This window comes from Mesorhizobium sp. WSM4808 (assembly GCF_055811675.1).
Genome location: NZ_JBVVQX010000030.1, coordinates 22779 through 43920 on the forward strand (window position 1 = coordinate 22779; position 21142 = coordinate 43920).

The following is a 21142-nucleotide window of genomic DNA, read 5'->3' on the forward strand; positions in this document are numbered from 1 at the left end:
CGCACTCAGTTCCGGATACATCCGTTGGATCGGCCGGCCGCAGAAAGGGGCTTCAGCCAGCTGCCAAGTGTTTCACGACGGTTTGCCTTTGCCGCCCTAACCCGTCTGCGCCGAGCTCGACAACGTCACCAACCTTAAGAAACGTCGGCGGCTTCATGCCCAGTCCCACGCCATGGGGTGTGCCGGTTGTAATGACGTCACCAGGTTCAAGCGCCATAAACTTCGAGATGTATGAAATGAGGTGCTTGAACGGGAAGATCATTTTTGCGGTCGATCCAGATTGTCGCTGCTCCCCATTTACCGACAGCCAGAGCTTGATATTCTGCGGATCCATTATTTCATCCGGGGTGACCAGCCAGGGACCTAGTGGCCCGAAACTCGGGGCAGACTTCCCTTTGATCCACTGCCCTCCTCGATGGATCTGGAATTCACGCTCCGAAACGTCGTGGCATAGGAGATATCCAGCGACCACGGAAAGCGAATGTTCTTCCGGTATTTCGAACGCGCGATCTCCGATAACCACAGCCACTTCTACTTCCCAGTCGAGCCTCTGCGAGTCTCGGGGCATCACGATATCGTCGTCTGGACCGACAATGCATGATGGTGCCTTTGAAAAGATGACGGGCTCGGCGGGGATTGGCGTGTCCGTTTCCAGAGCGTGATCGGTGTAATTCAGTCCAACCGCGATGAAATGACGAACATGTGCGACAGGCGGTCCCAAACGAACACCCTGGTCCACCACTGGTAGGGCAGAGGGATCCAGCGCGCGTAATTCGGCGAGTCCTTTTCGGGTTAATGTCAGTCGGTCGATGTCAGCAACGATACCACTCAAGTCACGGATTATCCCGCGGGCATCTATCAGCCCTGGGCGCTCTGAGCCTGGGGCTCCATATCTCAGAAGTTTCATGTAGGCATCCCGTCATTAGCCAGCCGAACTATCAGTCTTCAGTCTGGTATATTCGTGCAGGTATCGACCCACCTGTGGATCTCGTACAGCATCGTGGGCAAGGATCGCCCGAACCGGTTCCTTCAAAGCATCGAGTGCGCACGCCTCAAGGAGAATAAACCAGTTGGGAGGTGGGTCGTAATCGCTCCTTCCCTCATGCTCGGCAGTGCGAACCCCGGTTGCATCTTCATCTGCTTTGCCGAGGTGGACGCCTGTGATTAGGGGGTATTCCAAGAAGCCATTGATCAAGCGTGTCAAATTCTCGGCTATTTCGCCTTCGCGACCAGCCGACGATTTGAAGCGCACTGTAGCGAGTACCCCGCCGGGTCCTGGCCCCTTCGAGCTCAGCACTCTGGCCAGCCCGCGAGAGGTATTCAGGAAGTGGGAAGTGGCCTTTCGCGTCCATACCGTCGGGTTGTTAAGTCTTTGGGCATATTCTGGCCCGGTAATCACCTCGAACTCTTCCACCTCATACAGGGTGAAAAATTCTGGATGGGTATCGTCGTCAGCCGCCCGGTATCGCCGTCCGCGCAAAAAGCCCGGGATAGCTGTGCGTTCTGGCATGTGCTCATGAATATGCCATTGATAAAAATTGAGGCGCCCTTCATCCGCAATTCCATTCCAAATGGCTATTATGCCATTACCACAAAGCATTGTTTTCTCCAGAATCCTGTAAAGGGCTGAACGTCACTGAGACAGAGGCGAACCCTTCGAATAGCGCCTGCACAACGTCGCCCGGCCTCGCCGTATGAAAGCCTGTGAAACTGCCCGTGGTGACGACATCGCCCGCTTTGAGATGCTCACCGCGTGTCAGAAGGTCATTTGCAAGCATTGTCAGCAAGCTAATGAGGTTGCCGTCTGAATGACCGCCCTTTGTGCGGGAGACCGTATGCCCGTTGATAGTCAGTTGCGCCGAGAGATCACGAAACGAAACGCTCTGCCAATCGTTTTTGAAGCTGCCGACCACGAGGGCGCCATTCGACAAGAGATCCGCGACCATGGCGTTGCGGGGTATAGGCGCAGGCAAGTCCCATCGAGTGTCGACGACCTCTATTGCGGCGCAAGCGCCGTCGATCGCGTCGAAGACAGCCGCTTCGCTGATACCCGAAGCGCCTGCTGCCGGCTGCCTGGAAAACCTAAATGCAATCTCGCACTCTACACCGCCATGTCCGTACACAGCTGGCGTGAGGATGGCCGGGCTCCGGGCGAAACGGCGATGTACAATCGGAGCCGAAATAACGTCTCCGTCGGCTAGGGCGGCCACCTTCCAGCCGACAACAGGCGGTTGCAACTTGGCGACTTCGCTTTGCATGCGCAATGCTTGCACCCGCGTCAGGGCTAGCAGGTCGGGTAGCGGCGCAGATACTCGGCCACCGGTACTATGCGCAGTCACCAGGCTGTGGGTGAGTTGATCGGACAATTTGCTTGCAAGCTCTGACATGACATACTAATTGGAACAATGTTCTATCAGGAATTATCTGCTTCTGCGGTGAGGGTCAACCGGGTTGCAGGGGTATTTTTTGAAGTTTAGACTTTGGAGGTGAAAATGGGCCGGCGGGATAATGGGACGAAGGGCGAAATTACGGCGGACGTGATTGTAGTCGGTGGTGGGGGATCGGGACTCTTTGCGGCTATCGAGGCTGCGGAGATGGGAAGCCGCGTGCTCGTGCTTGAGAAGAACCCTAGCCCGGGTGGCACCACCAATTGGGCAATCGGTTCACTCTCGTCCAGCGCTTCACCCATGCAGGCAGCCATCGGCGTAACCGATACACCGGACGCTCATTTCGAGGACATGGCTCTTTTTCATGGCAAGCTTTTGCTCCGTGACAATCCCGAGTTGCGCCAAGCCTTCGTCGACAACGTACCCGAAACGTTGCGGAAACTTTTGAATATGGGAGTTGTCTTTTTCGGGCCGATGCCGGAACCCCCTCACCGCGTTCCGCGGATGCACAACGTCCTGCCTAACTCGCGCGCGTATGCCCATGCGCTATATCGCAGGACTCGCCAACTGGGGGTCGACGTCCGGTTCAACCATCGCGTTCGGCGCCTTATTACTGACCAAGGGAAGATCATCGGGCTGGAAGCCGACGCAAATGGCTCATCGCAGCGTTTCTTGGCCCGGCGCGGCGTTGTACTTGCGGGCGGCGATTTCAGCGCCAACAGCGAAATGAAAAGGGAATATGCGGGTGATGTGATCGCTCAGGTTGACGCGCTGGTGAAAACGAGCACCGGAGACGCAATCCAACTGGGGCTCGATGTCGGCGGCGAAATCGTGAATGGCGATATCGTGAGCGGTCCCCAGCTCAGATTTGTGCCCCCAAAAACCAATGTGATGACCATGCTGCCACCCAGTCGCTTCCTCGCATTAACGATGCGGTGGGCAATGGCGAAATTGCCCCCTTCTCTGATCCGCCCCTTTATCATGATGTTCCTGACAACTGTTCTTGAGCCGCAACGCAAATTATACGAAAGCGGCGCGATTCTGGTGAACAAGGATGGTGTGAGGTTCACCGATGAATGTGGAGAACCACATCTAGTGGTTCCTCTGCAGAAGGGCAAAGAAGCCCACATAATCTTGGACGGCCAATTAGCAAAAGCATTCAGCGCGTGGCCAAACTACATCTCGACGGCGCCAGGTGTCGCTTATGCCTATCTCCCTGACTATAGGCGCAACCGGAAAGACATCTATCACAGCGCGAACTCGCTTGTTGCACTAGCAAAAAAAATTGCCGTCTCGCCAACAGCGCTCGAAAAATCGGTAGCAGATTACAATCGCAGCCCACGGCAAGGATGCCGCGGGTTGCTCGAGCCGCCGTTCATAGCACTGGGTCCGGTCCGGAGCTGGGTCTTAACTGAGGGGGGGTTACGCATTTCGCCGAAAATGGAGGTGCTTTCGGAGGGTGGGCGACCAATCCCGGGGCTATTCGCGGCCGGAGCAACAGGCCAAGGAGGCATTATCCTCGAAGGCCACGGTCACCATCTGGGCTGGGCGTTCACCTCAGGCCGGCTGGCGGGCCGTGGCGCAGCTCTCCGCGACCCTATCTGACCTTCTATCCGAGACGCACTGCCGGTCAATCCGCACTGAAATTTACGGCTGAGGAAAACGCATGACACAGCCCAACAGAAATTCAGCAACTGCTTGTAATGGTCCGGTCCAAAGCTGGGTCTTACTGAGGTGGTCTACGGATTTCGCCGAAATGAAGATGCTTTCGGCCGGTGGGCGACGAATCTCGGGGCTGTTCGCGCCGGCAACAGGCCAAAGAGGCACCATCCTCCAAGGCTAACAGAGACGGTGTCGGCTTGGCAATCACCTCGGCCCGGCTGGTTTGCATATCGCACGTGCGAAAACGTTACCTGGGTGTAAGCATCGACATTGTCTCGAAAGATCCACAAATCGTTGCCATAGCTGGCGGCTGTAGAGATTAATGGTGCTGGTCATTTGCTCTCCTTTGCGTTGTTGCAAGGACGGCAGAATACTATGCCGAGCGAGCGCGGCCGTTCTTATCGAAGTCCCGTGGCTTACGCAGCTTAATCGGCATTGGACTAACCCGCTCCGCGACCGCGGAGCGGCAAGGGTGTGTGCCGACCGCGTGATCTGATGGCGTCGTCTGTCGCGCTGGTGATGTGTCCACAACAAGCTCCGACTGCGTCAGCATGGGGTGGCTGCTTGCAGCCCATTCCATCGGACAAAGGAGCTTGTCATGACCCAACTCCGCTAGCGCATGAGCGAAGACATGGAGGTGCGCAACTTCGCGCTCAACACCCAGCTGTCGTATCTGCAACAGGTGTCGCTATTCGCCCTCCACTTCAGCAAGTCGCCGGACTTGCTCGAGCGAGAGGATCTTCGGACCTATCAGGTCTATCTGACCAACGAGAAGAAGCTGTCGCCCGGCTCAATCCACACCGCCATTGCGGCGCTGCGCTTTCTCTACAGTGTGACGCTCGAAAGGGACTGGGCGCCTGAAGAGGTCCTGCCGGTTCCCAAGAAGCCGCAGAAGTTGCCGATCATCCTCAGTCCTGAGGAAGTTCAGCGGTTCCTCGGTTGCGTCCTCGACGTCAAACACCACGCCATACTGACCACCTGCTATGCCGCCGGCTTGCGCATCTCGGAAGCAGTGCACCTGAAGCCTACGAACATCGACAGCCAGAGAATGGTCATCCGCATCGAGCAGGGCAAAGGTCAGGAGGACCGCTATGTGATGCTGTCGCCAAGCTGCTCGAGATTCTGCGCGACTATTGGAAGATGCGGCGGCCAAAGGTGTGGCTCTTCCCCGGCGATCGCGCCGGCCAGCCGATCACCAGGGATGCGGTGGGACAAGCCTGCGCGAAAGCGCGCGACCTCTCCGGATTGTCCAAACCGGTCACGCCACACAATTTGCGGCACGCCTTCGCCGTGCATCTGTTGGAGGCCGGCGCCGACGTGCGCACCATTCAACTGCTGCTCGGTCACCGCAGCCTCGCGACCACCGCCCATTACCTGCGGATTGCCACCAACAAGGTCTGCGCCACATCGAGTCCCTTCGAGCTCTTGCCGCGTCCGGCGCCCACCGTGCCGCCGCCCGCCAAGCTGCAATACTTCTGAGCGGCGCGGCAATGGCCCGCTCGGGGCCGGAAGTGGCGGATATCTTCCGCTGCTACGGCGAAGCCTATCCCGCCCAGCATGATGCGTCGCTGTCGACCGCCCAGCGCCGCGTCATGACGGCGATCGAACTGTGTCGGACCGCCGCGCTCGGCGGGCACGTCGAAGCATGCGATCAATGCGGCCACCGGCGCATCGCCTTCAACAGCTGCCGCGACAGGCATTGCCCCCGCTGCCAATCGCTGGCCCGCGCACAATGGCTGGAGGATCGTCGCGCCGAGCTTCTCGACACCCAGTACTTTCACGTCGTCTTCACGCTGCCGGAGCCCATTGCCGCCATTGCCTATCAGAACAAGGCACTCGCCTACGGCCTGCTCTTCCGCGCCACCGCCGAGACCCTGCGCATCATCGCCGGCGATCCCAAGCACCTGGGCGCCGAGATCGGTTTCTTCGCCGTGCTGCACACCTGGGGCCAGAACCTGCTTCATCATCCGCATCTGCACTGCGTCGTCACCGGCGGAGGCTTGTCTCGCGCCGGCCATCGGTGGATCGCCTGCAAGCCCGGCTTCCTCTTGCCCGTCCGGGTTCTCTCGCGGCTGTTCCGACGATTGTTTCTGGAACATCTTCGGAAAGCCTTCGACGCCGGCCGGTTGAAGTTCTTCTCTGGATTGCAGCACCTGAGCGAGCGCGACGCTTCCTGCGTTATTTGGTGCCGCTACGAAGGGCTGAGTGGGTCGTCTTTGCCAAGGCGCCCTTCGCCGGACCGGAGCAGGTCCTCGACTACGACGGCCGCTATACGCACCGCGTCGCCATTTCCAACAATCGCCTCATCGACATCGAGGACAACGCCGTGCGTTTCCGCTGGAAAGACTAACGGCACGGCAATCGGCAGAAGGTCATGACCGTTGCGTCCGACGAGTTCATTCGCCGCTTCTTGTTGCACGTCCTGCCCGAGGGCTTCCATCGCATCCGCTACTACGGTTTTCTGGCAATCGCTACCGGGCGCAAAAGCTCGCCCACTGCCGCGACCTGCTCGGCATGCCGGTTCCCGAGCCGTCGGACAGCCGACCCGCAAAGGACTATCGCGACCGCTACGAGGATCTCACCGGTCATTCCCTCAGGCAATGCCCCGCCTGTCGTCAAGGACAGATGATCATCATCGAAATCTTCGACGGTGCCACTGGACCCCCGCCATACTGGGATACGTCATGAAAGAACCGATCCGCTTTCGCCGTCACCGCATCGCACGAGCCGTTCGGCCAGAAAACCGAACCGGTCCCGCGAAGGTGCGCGCCGTCACCCCCGGCTGCCTCTGCCGGCAGGGGGCGACGCCGGTCCTCACTTTGCCGAAACCCATATCCGTGCCGCTTCGGCGCACGCGACCCCTTCCAATCGCGGCGTCCACGACCGCATCCGCGCCCGCGCCATGCCTGTTCATGGGCACGGCGTCAATTGAATGCCCATAGCGGCCACCCGTGCCGGCGGCTTAGTCCAACACGTTTTTAGCTCACCGTCGCGATCCACCTCAGCGCGCTTTCGCCACCCGCCGTTCTGCGTGCTCCTCCGCATTATGGGGACCTCGTGATTATGCAGAGCGTTTTTAGCTTGGCGTTGCGGCTTGATCGGCGGATTTTCGCCGTTTTCGGATCGGCTTGCTTTGCATTATTCCGTGCCGAACCTCTGCGGGTCGACCAACAGAGGACCAGCCAATGCCGGATAGCCGTCACGAACTATTGCCGCACTCAATTCCTCGCTTCTCAGTCAGCGATACAGCCCGGTCGTGGCGAGGAGCTACTGCACCTACGCATCTGGGTTTCTCGATTATCTGGGGCAGCGGGGTATCTTGATCGCGGACGTGATCGACGTGCAGGTAGAGCAATACCTGCAGCACGCAATCGTAATGTTCGAAAAGGAGCGTTGTCGACGTCCCAGCGCGCGTTGGCACGAGGTTCCGCGCTCCGGAACTCATGCCCTGTTGCGGCTTGCTCACGGTCAATGGCCACCAGCTATCGAGCCTATCTGCGCGGGCGATGTGGCCCGATTTGCAACTTGCGACGAATACGAAATTTGGCTGCGTGAGGAACGCGGGTTGGCTTGCTCCAGCGTCGCAGCGTTGATGTGGGAAGCACGGAACTTCCTTGCCTGGCAGACCGATAGCGGCATCGACGGGTGGACGGGCCTCAGCATTAATGACGTTGACCGCTATATGGATTTGCGCGCGCCGAAACTGACGCGCTGCTCACTGAAGGCTGTAGCAGAGCGGCTTCGCTCGCTGCTGCGTTATCTCCACATCACAGGTCGCGTCACGATGGACCTGTCAGGGCACGTCATAGCCCCGACGCTTTATGCATACGAAGGAATACCGTCAGTTCTGGACCGCGGCCAGATAGCCGCTGTGCTGGAGAGTGCCAAGAAGGACAAGACATCGGCGGGGTTGCGAGACCATGCGATCCTGCAACTCCTTGCAGCCTACGGTCTACGGTCTGGAGAGATCCGCCATCCACGGATCGAGGACATCGATTGACGAACGGAAGCCATCCATGTTCGACACTACAAGACGCGAGCCACCACATTCCTGCCCCTGCTTGAGCCGGTCGGCGAAGCGGTGCTCGCCTATCTGCGTTCCGGACGGCCCGTGACCGATGCCAGGGAGATCTTCATCCGCACGCGCGCGCCCTATCGCAAGCTCGACAAGCTTTACAGCGTGGTTCGCCGGCGGCTCCGTGACGCTGGCGTCCAACCGCCTGGTAAGGGTGGACCTCATATCTTCCGTCATGCGCACGCGGTCGAAATGCTGCGGGCCGCGCCGCAGCGGTGCCTCAAAAGGTCATCGGCGACCTCCTGGGACACCGTTCGACAGGATCGACGGCTCCCTACCTCAAGCTTGCTACCGAGGACCTCAGGACTATCGCGCTTGACGTGCCGGGCATGGAGGTGCTGGCATGACCGCCCGCTGGCCCGATCCCGACCGCGCGAACATCGGCCGCTATGTCGCGAGCCTTGATCTGCGCAGCATGAAAAGCCGAACCTGTTATCGGCAGGTCTTGCATGGCTTCCAGGATGTCGCCGAACGTTACGAGGCACTCGGTCAAGAAGTGCTGCTGGCCTGGCTACGAGAATCAGCCATTCGCCGGGCGGCATCCACGCTCTTGCACCGCACCCGCATCATTGACCGGTTCCTCGAACGCCTGGTGGAAATCGGCGCGATCGAACGCAATCCCGTCGCCGCTCTGAGCGATGAGTGCAATATCAAGCAGAGCATGCCGATCTGGCGGGCATTGGCGTCGCGGGATCCGGAACAGGCTCTTGCCGAACTGCGCCAGCCTAGGCCGTTCGGCAGCGTACTGAGAAAATGATGGCCGAGCATGTCGCGATGATGCGGCGCAGAGGATACAAATACACTTCGCAGCCCCTGTTGCTCTTGCGTCGACCGGTTCCTGCAGTCGCATCCGGGACCGGAAACCGAACCGCTGAGCGCCATGATCGATCGATGGGCGGCAACGAATGGCACGCGTTACCACGCGTAGGAATGCGAAAAGCTCAAGCGCGTCTTGGCGAAAATCCTTCGTCACCGCGACCCGTCGATGCCTGAGCGGCGACCGGACCCGAGACCGAGGAAGCAGGCCGCCAGGCAATGGCGAAAGCCCCATATCTACTCGCCTGCCGACATGCGACGGATGCTCGACGTCGCACGTGCGTATCCGTCGCCACGGGTGCCGCTTCGACCGCGGAGCATGTACACGATCCTGCTGCTGGCTTATTGCGCAGGCTTACGGCGCGGCGAGCTTGCCCGTCTCGATCTTGGTGACGTCGACCTGCAGGACGGTACGATAACCATCCGGCAGACCAAAGTTCTTCAAGACCCGGATTCTGCCGCTACCCGACAGCGTTGTAGTCGAGCTTCGGGCCTACATCGATGCGCGGCGGCGTGCCGGTGGATCACGGGGCGCGCGCTCCGGCCTGTTCTGGCACGAGCGAGGCGACGGCCATTACACGCCGGAAATGATCACCTGGCTGCTTGCCGACGGATCGAAGAGCTCGGACTTGGGCGTGGCGAAGAAGTTCTTCATCAGCTGGAATGCTGACACTGGTACTGCCATCCCTGGACGCCATTCTGTTTGTTAAGCCGCTATGCGGCTCTGATTGGTTTCCCTGGGTTTCGGCGCGCAATTTTAATTTTGACCCTGAGGCGGGGAATCGGCGTGCAATTTGACAGTCTGGACGTGCAACATGCCCGAAGGTTGTGTCCAACTTTCGGGGTCAGTTCACATCAGCCGGGCCTCCTTCCATTTGCACGGCTCGGACGACTTTCAGCGCGCCTCGGAAGCTGCAGACTTCGTGCCAACGCGGGCGAGTTCCTAAATCAGTTCGCCGTTTCCTCTTTAGTACGCGGCCAACTTTCGTTTTCTGAAATCCTTGATGATTTCTCTCGCCGCGTTATGGCCTGGTACGCCTGTAACACCTCCGCCGGGATGCGAGCCGGATCCACACATGTAAAGATTGCGCAGCGGACCCCGATATTGAGCGTATCCGGCGGCTGGGCGCAGAGCCCAGAGTTGGTCGAGTTGAAGTGCTCCATGGAAGATGTCGCCCCCCACGAGCCCGAATTCGCGCTCAAGATCGAGAGGACTGAGCACCTGGCGGCCCAGGATGCTTGAGGTGAAGTTAGGTGCATATCGGTTCACCGTCGCTATTATGTGGTCGGCCACGATCTCTCTGACATCGTCCCATGTCTGACCGTCCGCAAGCTGAGGATTGAAGTGCTGGCAGAACAGGCTTGCAACATGTCGACCTTCCGGCGCGAGACTATCGTCGCATAGGCTCGGAATTATCATGGACACCAGCGGATCCTTGGACCAGGCACCCCTTTTTGCGTCGTCATATGCCCGCTCAAGATAATCAAGCGACGGGCAGATATGGATCCCACCGTTCAGCGGCTGGGCAACATGCGAAATCCGATCCAAACCGTGGAAACGCGGGAGTTCCGACAAGGCCACATTCATCCGGAAGGTACCTGAACGGCACCGCCACCCCTCCATCTGGCGGAGGAAATCAGAATCGAGCGCGGAGCGATCGATCAGCTTCAGGTACAGTAACTTCGGCCCCACGTTGGCGGCGACGGCCTTCGCCCGCACGATGCTTCCATCGCTGAGCACAACACCACGCGCAATACCCTTCTCTACGATAACTTCGCGAACCGGCGAGTTGACTCGAATCTCAGCCCCTGTCGCTTCAGCCGAGCGGGCCATTGCTTGCGTTATAACGCCCATACCGCCCCGCGCGTGCCCCCAGACGCCCTTCTTGCCGTGCGTCTCTCCAATCACGTGGTGGATTAGAACATAGGCGGAGCCCGGGTGATATGGGCTGACCATATTGCCTACAATACTATCCCAGCTCAGATGACCCTTTAACGGATCCCCTTCGAACCACTCGTCCAGGTAGTCGCCGATACTCATCGTCATCAGATCAATGAAGCTCCGCTGCTTCGTCCGGTCCAGTTTCCGGAAGCGATTGCCCATTTTAATTACCGACAATAAGTCACCAAAGCCACCAGCGAGGTTGGGCGGTGTCTCCAACAACGTGTCTCGGATAACGTCCGCGGCCGATTGGAGTTCTTCGTGAAATGCACGATAACGTTCGGCATCCTGGGCAGAAAAGCGCCTGATTTCGCGTTCTGTATCTTCAATCTTCGGCGAGATAAACATTGAGTCGCCGGCTGGCAGCGGCAGAAATGTCGTTCCAGTCCTTTCGATAATGTCTAACCCGTATTCGTTAAGTTGGAGGTCCTTAATAACCTTTGGATGGAGGAGGCCCACGACGTACGAGCAGACGGAGTTGCGAAAACCAGGATGAAACTCTTCGGTCACGGCCGCGCCGCCTACTATACCGCGCCGTTCGAGCACTACCGTCTTAATGCCCGCACGGGAGAGATACCCGGCTGTTGCCAACCCGTTGTGCCCGCCGCCAATTACAACTACATCGTACTCAGCCTGGCTTGCCATGACGTAGAAACTCCTTACTGCATGTAACGTCGTTCTATCTAGAACGACGTAACAAATTTCGCCAGCCGTGTCCATCTGCGCATCCTAGATAACTTCAAGCGCCTCGCTTGAACGCAGGAGTCCAGGGTGCTAGAATGACGTTCTTGATGGAACGGAGCCACCTAGTGAGAGTTGTCAATTCCCTCGTCGAGCGGTGTTTTGCTGTCATCGAACTGCTTGCAAATGAAGCTTCAGCAATGCGCTTGGGCGAGATAGCGGAGAAACTGGACCTCCAGAAAAGCGCCGCTCACCGGATGCTAAACGTGTTATGCGAAATCGGCTGGGTAGAACAGGAGCAAGTTACGGGTTTCTACAAGCTGTCTCTGCGTCTTGCTATTCTAGGACAGCGGTTCTTAACAGCGACGCGGCTTACCGACGTTTGCCAGCCCGTGCTTGAGGAGCTTGCCACAGATAGCTCCGAGCTCGTCAGAATGGCGGTTGTTCAGGGAGAGACGTTGACCTGGATATCACAAGTTCAAGGTGCCAAGAATGGACTAAAATATCAGCCGGAAATGGTCGCTCGCGTTCGCTTGGCGACCACCGCAAACGGAAAGGCATATCTCTCAACATTGAACTCCAAGGACGCGCTTCGCATTGCTATCAGCGGCGGCGACGAGGGCCAAAACGGCACGATTTCGTCAGTGGAAGATTTCATGGAAGAGTTAAAGCTTACCCGAAAACGCGGCTGGGCAATCTCTGATGAGGAGGCTGAATCTGGTGTGGTCGCAATTGCGGCACCGATCTCCTTAACTGGAGGAGCCACAGTCGGCACAGTGAGCGTCGCTGGCCCTAGCTCGCGACTGGCCGTGGAACACCACGAGAAAACGGCGGCGGCCGTTGTGAGGGCCGCCGCTAAGCTCGCTGAACTATGGCCCCTTAGACAACTGGGTAACCAAACAGAATAGGTTCAGACAGCGCAGTTCAAACCCGCGTGGCTAAAATCGATAAACGCCGAGCTTCTCGAATGTTGAGTAAATACGGTTCGCATATTCGGTGAACTGCGGATATTCACCGAGATGCGCTGGCCGCGGACGCGGCAGGTCTATCACGATCTCATCGACGATCCGCCCCGGCGACTGCGACATGACAAGGACTCTATCGGACAGCCCAATTGCTTCATCAATTGAGTGGGTTATGAACATTACGGTCATTCGCTTTTCCAGCCACAACAGCTCTAGATCGTGCCTAATCTGAGTGCGACTGATCGCGTCAAGCGCGCCAAACGGCTCGTCCATAAGAAGCATCGACGGCTGATGCACCAATGCACGCGCGATCGAGACACGCTGGCGCATTCCACCAGACAACTGCGCAGGATAGCGATCCTGAGCGCCCTTCAAACCCAATTTCGTGAATAGCACTTCGGCATCCTCACGAACCCGCTGTTTGTTGAGGCCGCGTATCTGCTGCTGCAGCATGACATTGGCCATCGCAGTGCGAAACTCGAGCAGCAGATGATTCTGGAACACGATTCCGATGTCGGTAATTGGTCCAGCAAGCGGCTTGTCGTCTATCGCGACCGTTCCGGACGAGCGCTGAAGCAAGCCAGCTACCATGAGCATGGTGGTGCTCTTGCCACAGCCCGACGGACCAATTACACTGACAAATTCGCCTCTTTTGAGATGCAAGTCGATCGGCCCCACCGCCGGGACTGTTCCTCCAGGAACATGAAATACTTTTGTAAGCCCGGTTGCTGTAATTGAGGCGCCTGTGCCGGCAGCATCTTCCATAGCGGTTTTCAGTTTCACAACGTGCATGAACCGTCCCCTGTTTTGTAACATTGGGTTTTGCTTTGATCAGCGTTTGATGCGGGTCCAGGGTGTGAAAACATGCTCAAGGGCCGCGAGTGCATAAAAAAAGATGAGACCCTGAACCGTGACAGCAACGATCGACGCAAACATTCCTTCGAGATCCATGAAGGTAGACGCCTGGATAATCAGATACCCAAGCCCGCGCGTTGCGCCAATGAATTCGGCCAAGAGCTCCCCGCCTACGGCGTAAACGCTGGCAATTTTCATGCCCGAGAATATGAAAGGGAGTGCCGCTGGCACCTGCACACGTATGAAGGTCTGCCAACGAGTAGCGCCCATCGAGCGGGTGATATCGTACAGTTGAGGATTTATGGCCCGCAGACCCGAAACGGTGTCGACCAGGATTGGAAAGAAGGTCAACAGTGCTGTCAACCCAACCTTCGAACCTACCCCTATCCCAAACCAGACGATCAACACCGGGGCGATGATGGTTTTCGGTATCATCTCGGAAAATGCCAACACTGGGTATAGCCCGCGCTCAAGCGCGGGGAAGGTTGCAATGAGCAGGGCCAAGGGGATAGCTACGAACGCCGCCAACGCGAAGCCTTGTATGACCATCGAGGCTGTGAAACCAAAGTGCGTCCACATCTCGGGCCAATCGTGGAGCAGTCTGCTGATGATGGCTGTCGGCGTGGGCAGGAGAAATTCGGGAATTGAGAAAAGCCGGCTGGCGTATTCCCAAGTGAGACCAAAGAGAGCTATCGTCACCACCGGCAGAAACCAAGTCATCACAGGGTCAGCCAGAGCCCATATTCGCATCGTGGTGAGCCGGGGCACGAGTGAGTTCATCTGCGTTCCTTATCACAACCGCCGTGGCTGATGTGAGCGTCCGCGCGTCTACGCGGACGCTCGTGTTGTATTGCTAGGGGCACGATGGTGCGTTGGCCGGGAGATAATCACGGGTATAGTATTCAGCGATCGGCTTTGTCGTTGGTAGCTCAAGGTACTTGGTCAAAAGCTCGTAGTTCAAATTCCAGTTTGCCTCTGGCACGTCACCCAAAGTTTTAGCGCCCTGGATACAGAGTGCGGGGATGATAAGCGTTTTCGCCGACCACAGAATCGCGTCCTTACTATTAGCTTTAGGGTACATTTCAAGGAGAGCATCCGCTGCGGCATCCGGATCTTGGCGGGCAGCATCCCATCCTTTGAGCGTGGCATCGAGGAACCGCTTGTAGAGATCGGGATTTGCCTCCAGCTTGTCCTGTCGTGCAATCAGGCTGAGACCGATGGTAGGAACACCATTGTCACGGTACATGATGGCGGTGGTATCGATTCCACGGTCCCGAAGCGGAGCACTAATGCTGCCGGGATCGGACAGAACCACGTCAACTTGCTTTTCGGTTAGGAGTCCGATGAATGCCGCCCCGTCAACATTGATGACCTCCAAATCGGACCGTTCAAGGCCGTTGGCCTTTAGAAGCGGCTCCAAAAGCGCTGCCTGCGAACATCCGTTGCATACGGCTATTTTCTTGCCTTTCATGTCTTTCATAGAGGTGATGCCCGCCTCCTTGAGAGAGATCGCAGCGGAAGTGTTACCCTCAAGAATAGGCGCGATTATCCTAAAGTTTGCTCCTTTCGCGGCGACGCTCAAGGCAGCAGGAGCATCAGCATAGCCGACATCAGTTTGACCGGTCGCCACAAGTTGGGAGGTGATCGAGGATCCCCTGCCCTCTTCGAACTCAATGTCGATGCCGGCCTTCTCGTAAAATCCAAGCTTCTTCGCCAGGATGAACCCGAGGTCGCCCTCGTCGGCAGTCCAGTTAAAAGTCAGTTTCATCTTATCAGCCGCAACCGATAGCGAGCTGCTTGATCCCAACGAAATCGCAGCGATCAACAGAACTCGGCCAGCTTTCTTCAGAATACGTCCATGCGCATAGTTCATTTCATTCCCCTTTTTTATCAGCTTTAAGGTCTTTCCAAGTGGCGCACCCAAGGCATCAACGCACTTTCGGCGTAACGAATTCCGTAGTTGAGAACTATTCCAACCAACGCAGCGCAGAATAGCAGCGCGAATACCAAGGGTATATCGCTCACGCGTACAGCGCGCAGGACCAAATACCCTATACCGTTGTTTGATCCTATGTATTCAGCGATAATAACCGACGTGACCGACAGAACGATGCTTACCTTGACTCCTGAAAAAATGTGAGGCAAGGCCGCAGGCAGCCGGATCAGGAAGAGCGTTTGCCACCAGCTGGCACCCATGGAGCGGGAGATATAGAAAATATCCCGGTCGACCGATTTGAAACCGGCAAGGCTGTCGACCAAAATGGGGAATACTACGAACATAACCGTCAGCGTGATGGCCGAGGTGTGCCCGAAACCCAACCAGATTATTAGAAGCGGCAAGAACGCGATTTTGGGCGCGATTTGGAAAAGCAAGATCAGAGGATACAAGCTACGCTCGAGAAAGGGACTCACTGAAATGATGAAGGCCAGTGGGATCGCTACTGCTGCGCCGATTGTAAAACCGATGCCGATCAACAACAAGCTATCCAGCAAGTTGGGCCAAATAAATCCGCTTTCATGAATTATCCGCGCAAATATCTGTGAGGGCCTCGGCACCAAATAGTCAGAAATTCCTACCACATCTAAAGACACTTCCCAGATAACGAACAGGGCAGCGAACCATAAAATTGGCGTCATCCACGGCAGTGAGGTGACGCTGCTCCGTCGCGAAAGGGAGTCATCAGTGGTTAGACCGTGCACCATCTTAAGCAACCTAGAGGCTTAGTTGTTCGGACCTGTTAACTCTTAGCCTTATGTCGGCCGAGCCGATATAGGTGGAACGATGTTCCATCTGTAACTCTCTCGCTGTTCGCTGTCAACGAGAATCTCAGATCGATTTGGTGCGCTTGGCACCCGTGCGGATTCCGACGATTTACCCGGACGGCATACCGGGTCGCGCGTACTCCTCCGGTGAATGCCGCCTTGTAGGCTGAGGGCGAACGTCGGAAGTCCTAGGGATAATCCTAGGAGTAGCTCTATGACGATGCCGCGGGTTGAGGTGATCACGTCGGTTGAGAGGCGCCGGCGCTGGTCGCTGGAGAAGAAGGAGCGTCTGGTCGCGGCCTCCTTCGAACCTGGAACCTCGACCTCGGAAGTCGCGCGATCGGCAGGCATTCACGTCAGCCAGCTCTTTCGATGGCGCAAGGACCTGCGCGATAGGGTCGATGCCGCTTCATCGCAATTGATCCCGTCGAGATCGCTGCTGCTGTTGCCGCGCCAGCTGTTGAGGCGCCGACGCCATCGGTGTCTCCCGGTCGACGTCGCCGTAAGAGCGGCATCATCGAGATCGAGCTTGGCGGTGGGCAGCGGGTCCGGGTAGATCGTGATGTCGATGTCGATGTCGATGTCGATGTCGAGGCGCTGCGGCGCGTTCTGGACTCGCTTGGGTCCAGATGATTCCGGTTCCAAGCGGCGTGCGGGTGTGGCTGGCGACCGGCCACACCGACATGACATGAGGAAGGGCTTTCCGGGCTTGGCGCTGGTGGTGCAGGAGACGCTGAAGCGTGATCCGCACAATGGTCACCTGTTCGTCTTCCGCGGCCGGCGCGGCGATCTGATCAAAAACGCTCTGCATTATCCGTTGCACAAGATAAGGCACATGCGCGGCGCAAGTTCTTCGTGCTCGCGGACATCGCCGCCAATGCGCGTCGGGGAAAGACCGCGCCGCCGATCTCGCCGATCGCCTTCGAAGCCGTCAAACGCATTGATCTCCTGTTCGACATCGAGCGCGATATCAATGGACTGGCCGCAGAACAGCGCCTCGCCGTCAGGTCAGATAGGAGGGCGCTGCTCGTCGCCGAACTGGAAGACTGGATGCGCGGCGAGCGAGCAAAACTCTCGCGCCACGCCCCGGTCGCCCAGGCGATCGACTACATGCTCAAACGCTGGTCCGGCTTCACGCGCTTCCTTGATGACGGGCGCGTCTGCCTGACGAACAATGCTGCCGAGCGGGCGCCGCAAGGCGTGGCTCTTCGCCGGTTCGGACCGTGGCGCCGAGCGCGCTGCCGTCATGTACACCCTGATTGGCACGGCAAAGCTCAACGACGTCGATCCTCAGGCCTGGCTCGCCGACGTGCTCGCCCGCATCGCCGACACGCCGCAGAGCCGGCTGTCCGAACTCCTGCCGTGGAACTGGACGGCGCAATCTGCAAGATTGGCGGCATGAGCCACGCCGATCGTATCGCCCGCATCAGGATCCAGCTCGATGACTGGCAGCCCGCCATCTGGCGGCGCGCCGAGGTGCCGCTGACGGCAACGCTCAACGCCTTGCACGACGTCATTCAAGCGGCCGTGCGGTTCGACGACTATCACCTGTTCGAGTTCCGGGCCGACGGAAAGCGCTACGCTATCCCCGATCCCGAATGGGATAGCCTGCGCGACAAAACCTACTCGGCGAAGACCACGCGGCTCGGCACGCTGGTCGATCGCGGCATCACGCAATTGGCCTACACCTACGACTTCGGCGACGACTGGCGGCACACGGTCACAATCGAGGAGATCGCCAGCGCCGATCCAGCTGCCGAGTATCCCCGTTACATTTGACGGCGCAGGCCGCGCTCCGCCCGAGGACCATGTCGGCGGCATCCCCGACTTCGAACTGTTCCTCGACGCCATCGCCGATCCAAAGCACGAGCAGCATCGCGAACTCAAACGCTGGCACGGCCGCCCGTTCGATCCCGAACATGCCGCTGATGAGGAAATCCAACCCCGGATCGGAAAGCTCGCCAGACGCCGTGCTCTCGGCAAGGCCGGCTTCGAGAAGAGCCGCAGCCAGACACGCTGAAGATCGCGAGGGGCCGCGGCCCTCACCGGAGGCTTACGGTCGCGCAGGATTGCTAACCTGCGCTTCGGCGGACAGTTCGTATGCATACGACGAAGGCCGCCTACTGACGCGTACCTTGAGGCGTTAGTGTCCGCTTAGATTAAGTGGACGCTTGGCGAATGAAGTATCTGGCTATGGAGCAGCCGTCGACGGTGGAAGCGAGCACGTCCGCGGCTCTGCCACTGCCGCCAGGTGCGAGCCGACAGCGGACGCGCCGTAAGCGGTGCGCCAAGGCACCTTGCAAAGGCTGATAAACATGGAGCTTTCGCGCCATGACATTGGAACATGCGAGGGGCGATATGGTCGCCGAGATCAGCGGCGGCGCGCCGGCCGAAGATTGTGCAGCGCTGCCCGGGCGCGTGCGGCAACGAAGGCTGTGGAGTTGCACCGAGAAGCGCGCGTTGGTCGACCTGGCGAGCGCGGCGGGGTCGTCGGTGACCGAGGTCGCGGAGGCGTTCGGCGTAGCTCCGTCACAGCTTTATGCCTGGCGCAAGCAGATGGCCGGCGGCGAACTCGAGGCCGATCGGGCGATGGCAACTTTCCCGCGGATCGAAGTGAACGATCTGCCCGAGGTCGAGCGTCGTCCCGTCGCCGATTGCCCGGACTCGGCCGGCAGGATCGTCGTGGCCTTTCCGAACGGCGCGCGATTGCGGATCGACGGGACCATCGATCCGACGGCGCTGCGTATCGTACTGGCGGAGTTGACCAGGTGATCACGTTGGTGCCGACCGACCGGATTTACTTGTGCTGCGGTGAGACCGATATGCGCCGCGGGATCAACAGCCTGGCGCGGATGGTGCAGCAGGTGCTCGCGCTCAACCCGCATTCCGGCGCGATCTTCTGCTTCCGTGGACGCAAGGGTCATATCATCAAGATTTTGGCGCATGACGACCAGGGGTTTTGCCTTTTTACAAACGCCTTTCCGATGGGTGTTTCGCCTGGCCAACCACCAAGGATCAGGTGACCGTGTCGCTCACCAAGGCACAGCTTTCGCTACTTTTGGACGGGATCGATTGGCGCCGGCCGAACAAGATTTATCGACCGCGTCTGGCCGGCTAACTTCGGTCGTTTCTTATTGATTTTGTATAGATTTTGCTTCCGTAGACGAGGTCTTTCGGGTATGTAATTTGGGTGTCGGAACAAGCTCCCTCCATCGCTGATTTCATCGCTCGGATCGCCTTTCTGGAGGCGGCCGTTTCCGCCCGTGACACCGCCATTGCCGAACGGGATGAGCAACTGCGAAGAGAGCGCGCCGAGGCCGCGCTTCGCATCCAGCGCCTGCAGCTGCGGATCGATCGCTTCAACCGCAAGGCCTTCGGCCGCTCGTCCGAGAAGCTAGGCCAGATGCGGCTCGAACTCGAAGATCTCGAGACCGATTTCGCCGCCAACGTGCCCGACATCGAGCTGCCCATCGTTGCTGACACCGACAAGGTCCGGGTGTTGCCGGTGCGCAAGCTCAACCCCAACCTGCCGCGCAATCGGATCGTTCGCGAGCCCTCTTGCGCATGCTGCCCGGGCTGCGGTGGCGACATGCGCGCCATGGGCGAAGATAGCGAGGAGATGCTCGATCTGGCCGCCCAGGCCTGGCAGGTGATCGAGACCATTAGACCCAAGTACAGCTGCCGGACCTGCGATAAAATCATCCAGGCGCCGGCGCCAGCCAGGGCCATTGCACGCGGCAAGCTCAGCTATGCCGCACTTGCCCATATCATGATGGCGAAGTGGGGTTATTATCTGCCCTACTACCGTCAGGTACAGATGATGGCCGCCAAGGGTGTCGATATCGAGCGATCCACGCTTGCGCGCAGCGCCGGCTACGCCGTCGCCTTGCTCGATCCGATCTACAACCGCATCCGTGAGATCGGCCTTACTCGCAGCAAGATTCACACCGACGACACGCGGCTTCCGATCCTGGCGCCCAGCACCGGCAAGACACACAAGGGCGCGCACTGGGTCTACGTCGCCGACGACCGCAACTCGGGTTCGCAGGAGCCGCCGATCGCCTGGTATCGCGCCACCATGGGCCGCGCCGGCGAGAGCGTGATGACCGAGCTCGCCGGATTTGCCGGCACCCTCCAGGCCGACGGATTCAGTGGCTACAATCAGCTCTACAAGGGCGGCGCCATTCGAGAAGCTGCCTGCCTGGCCCATCTGCGTCGCAAGATATTCGACGTTCACGAAAGCCAGCCGACCGAGCTCAGCACGACGGCGATGGCCGGTATCCAGGCGATCTACCAGATCGAGGAAGAGATACGGGGGCTGCCGCCCGCCGAGCGATTGGCCGCACGACGAAGGCGAACCCGACCACTGGTACGCGCGCTGCGACGATTGTCGGGCTCGAGCTGGCCATCTTAGAGGAAGCGATTGAACGCGCGCCATCGCTGGAGGCCTGGATGGCCGTCAAGACCAACCCCCGCCCGCTGGTGCGGACGCGATGTCGGCGCTGGATGGCTTCGTAACGGCGGCGGTCACCGGGCCGCGGTTCGCGGACCCGCAAGACTGGATGTGCCCGCTCATGGGGTTGCGGCGCGACGTCGTGGCCAAAGGCTCTGCAGCCGATCACGCCGTGTTTGCCAGCGTCGCCAGGATCCACAACCGGATCAACGAGACGCTCTTCGACAGACCGCAGGATTATGCGCCCCGATTCGCCACCAAGCCCACCGGCGGCATCGACCCGCGAACGTGGTGCCAGGGATTTTACGCGGCCATCAATCTCAACAGCAAAAATGGAAATCGCTACTCGACCTCAACAACCCCAACCACGGCCTGCTGCTGCCGATCCTGATCTACTGCGTCGACAAAAAGGGCAGGCCCGTCCTCGGCAAGCCCAGGCCGGGGCCTGAGACCGCGCGCTTCATCGGTAAGCGATGTTCTCAGGCCACTGCGCTGAGTTCGTGAGCCTGGATGTAGGCCCATGGCAAGAGGTCGTCGATCTGG

18 protein-coding genes and 7 pseudogenes are annotated in these 21142 nt (G+C 58.8%); 16 read left to right on the forward strand and 9 right to left on the reverse strand.

Going from position 1 to position 21142, the window contains the following annotated elements:
* Positions 1-52 precede the first annotated feature (52 nt).
* Genes AC0L2U_RS31735 through AC0L2U_RS31745 form a run of 3 tightly spaced genes read right to left on the reverse strand, consistent with a single transcriptional unit; the run spans position 53 to position 2258 of the window.
* The gene (locus AC0L2U_RS31735; protein ID WP_473603286.1) at positions 53-907 is read right to left on the reverse strand and encodes a fumarylacetoacetate hydrolase family protein; all 855 of its coding nucleotides are present in this window, start codon (positions 905-907) and stop codon (positions 53-55) included.
* A 15-nt stretch (positions 908-922) separates the two neighbouring features.
* On the reverse strand, positions 923-1600 hold the full coding sequence (locus AC0L2U_RS31740) for a hypothetical protein (protein ID WP_292386875.1): 678 nt from the start codon (positions 1598-1600) through the stop codon (positions 923-925).
* The gene (locus tag AC0L2U_RS31745) at positions 1587-2258 is read right to left on the reverse strand and encodes a 2-keto-4-pentenoate hydratase (protein ID WP_473603288.1); all 672 of its coding nucleotides are present in this window, start codon (positions 2256-2258) and stop codon (positions 1587-1589) included. Before AC0L2U_RS31745 ends, AC0L2U_RS31740 begins: the two co-directional genes overlap by 14 nt.
* A 234-nt stretch (positions 2259-2492) precedes the next feature.
* Between AC0L2U_RS31745 and AC0L2U_RS31750 the strand changes: the two genes are divergently transcribed.
* The 6 genes and pseudogenes from AC0L2U_RS31750 to AC0L2U_RS31775 form a co-directional block, all read left to right on the forward strand.
* Entirely contained in the window at positions 2493-3992 is a 1500-nt protein-coding gene (locus AC0L2U_RS31750) for an FAD-dependent oxidoreductase (protein WP_473603289.1), read from the forward strand.
* A gap of 688 nt (positions 3993-4680) precedes the next feature.
* Positions 4681-5528: pseudogene (locus tag AC0L2U_RS31755) on the forward strand (site-specific integrase).
* Between the two features lie 11 nt (positions 5529-5539).
* A pseudogene (locus AC0L2U_RS31760) lies at positions 5540-6678 on the forward strand (IS91 family transposase).
* 690 nt (positions 6679-7368) lie between these two features.
* A complete protein-coding gene (locus AC0L2U_RS31765; RefSeq protein ID WP_473603290.1) occupies positions 7369-8049 on the forward strand; it encodes a tyrosine-type recombinase/integrase in 681 nt (226 codons plus the stop codon).
* Positions 8050-8467: 418 nt separating this feature from the next.
* Positions 8468-8881, forward strand: a complete 414-nt coding sequence (locus tag AC0L2U_RS31770; protein ID WP_473603291.1) for a hypothetical protein — start codon at positions 8468-8470, stop codon at positions 8879-8881.
* Positions 8882-9259: 378 nt separating this feature from the next.
* Positions 9260-9322, forward strand: a pseudogene (locus AC0L2U_RS31775) (tyrosine-type recombinase/integrase); the annotation flags it as partial.
* Between the two features lie 585 nt (positions 9323-9907).
* Here AC0L2U_RS31775 and AC0L2U_RS31780 read toward each other — a convergent pair.
* Positions 9908-11527 (reverse strand): phytoene desaturase family protein, encoded by a 1620-nt coding sequence (locus AC0L2U_RS31780; RefSeq protein WP_473603292.1) that lies wholly within the window; start codon positions 11525-11527, stop codon positions 9908-9910.
* A 134-nt stretch (positions 11528-11661) separates the two neighbouring features.
* Between AC0L2U_RS31780 and AC0L2U_RS31785 the strand changes: the two genes are divergently transcribed.
* Entirely contained in the window at positions 11662-12471 is an 810-nt protein-coding gene (locus tag AC0L2U_RS31785; RefSeq protein WP_292386885.1) for an IclR family transcriptional regulator, read from the forward strand.
* Between the two features lie 30 nt (positions 12472-12501).
* Here the strand turns inward: AC0L2U_RS31785 and AC0L2U_RS31790 are convergent, their stop codons facing one another.
* From AC0L2U_RS31790 to AC0L2U_RS31805, 4 genes are all read right to left on the reverse strand, one after another.
* Positions 12502-13320 (reverse strand): ABC transporter ATP-binding protein, encoded by an 819-nt coding sequence (locus AC0L2U_RS31790; protein WP_292386886.1) that lies wholly within the window; start codon positions 13318-13320, stop codon positions 12502-12504.
* A 39-nt stretch (positions 13321-13359) separates the two neighbouring features.
* A complete protein-coding gene (locus tag AC0L2U_RS31795) occupies positions 13360-14163 on the reverse strand; it encodes an ABC transporter permease (protein ID WP_473603293.1) in 804 nt (267 codons plus the stop codon).
* 73 nt (positions 14164-14236) lie between these two features.
* Positions 14237-15256: an ABC transporter substrate-binding protein gene (locus tag AC0L2U_RS31800; protein ID WP_473603294.1), complete on the reverse strand. Its 1020-nt coding sequence runs from the start codon at positions 15254-15256 to the stop codon at positions 14237-14239.
* Between the two features lie 23 nt (positions 15257-15279).
* Positions 15280-16086, reverse strand: a complete 807-nt coding sequence (locus AC0L2U_RS31805) for an ABC transporter permease (protein ID WP_473603295.1) — start codon at positions 16084-16086, stop codon at positions 15280-15282.
* Between the two features lie 280 nt (positions 16087-16366).
* Between AC0L2U_RS31805 and AC0L2U_RS31810 the strand changes: the two are divergent.
* Positions 16367-16492 (forward strand): annotated as a pseudogene (locus AC0L2U_RS31810) (transposase); the annotation flags it as partial.
* A gap of 5 nt (positions 16493-16497) precedes the next feature.
* Here AC0L2U_RS31810 and AC0L2U_RS31815 read toward each other — a convergent pair.
* Positions 16498-16791, reverse strand: coding sequence for a hypothetical protein (locus tag AC0L2U_RS31815; RefSeq protein WP_473603302.1), 294 nt, complete (start codon positions 16789-16791; stop codon positions 16498-16500).
* A gap of 43 nt (positions 16792-16834) precedes the next feature.
* Here AC0L2U_RS31815 and AC0L2U_RS31820 point away from each other — a divergent pair.
* The 8 genes and pseudogenes from AC0L2U_RS31820 to AC0L2U_RS31855 form a co-directional block, all read left to right on the forward strand.
* Positions 16835-16888 (forward strand): annotated as a pseudogene (locus tag AC0L2U_RS31820) (hypothetical protein); the annotation flags it as partial.
* Between the two features lie 89 nt (positions 16889-16977).
* Positions 16978-17548: pseudogene (locus tag AC0L2U_RS31825) on the forward strand (IS66 family transposase); the annotation flags it as partial.
* Positions 17545-17925: a plasmid pRiA4b ORF-3 family protein gene (locus AC0L2U_RS31830; RefSeq protein WP_473603296.1), complete on the forward strand. Its 381-nt coding sequence runs from the start codon at positions 17545-17547 to the stop codon at positions 17923-17925. The pseudogene AC0L2U_RS31825 and the gene AC0L2U_RS31830, both read left to right, overlap by 4 nt.
* Positions 17926-17965: 40 nt before the next feature.
* On the forward strand, positions 17966-18166 hold the full coding sequence (locus AC0L2U_RS31835; RefSeq protein ID WP_473603301.1) for an IS1096 element passenger TnpR family protein: 201 nt from the start codon (positions 17966-17968) through the stop codon (positions 18164-18166).
* A gap of 338 nt (positions 18167-18504) precedes the next feature.
* Positions 18505-18918 carry an IS66-like element accessory protein TnpA gene (gene tnpA, locus AC0L2U_RS31840; protein ID WP_473603297.1) on the forward strand — a complete coding sequence of 138 codons (414 nt, stop codon included), beginning with the start codon at positions 18505-18507 and terminating at the stop codon, positions 18916-18918.
* A gap of 80 nt (positions 18919-18998) precedes the next feature.
* Positions 18999-19264 (forward strand): annotated as a pseudogene (tnpB, locus tag AC0L2U_RS31845) (IS66 family insertion sequence element accessory protein TnpB).
* Between the two features lie 72 nt (positions 19265-19336).
* Entirely contained in the window at positions 19337-20560 is a 1224-nt protein-coding gene (tnpC, locus tag AC0L2U_RS31850; RefSeq protein WP_473603298.1) for an IS66 family transposase, read from the forward strand.
* 79 nt (positions 20561-20639) lie between these two features.
* Positions 20640-20990, forward strand: coding sequence for a UPF0149 family protein (locus AC0L2U_RS31855; protein ID WP_473603299.1), 351 nt, complete (start codon positions 20640-20642; stop codon positions 20988-20990).
* Positions 20991-21142: the final 152 nt, after the last annotated feature.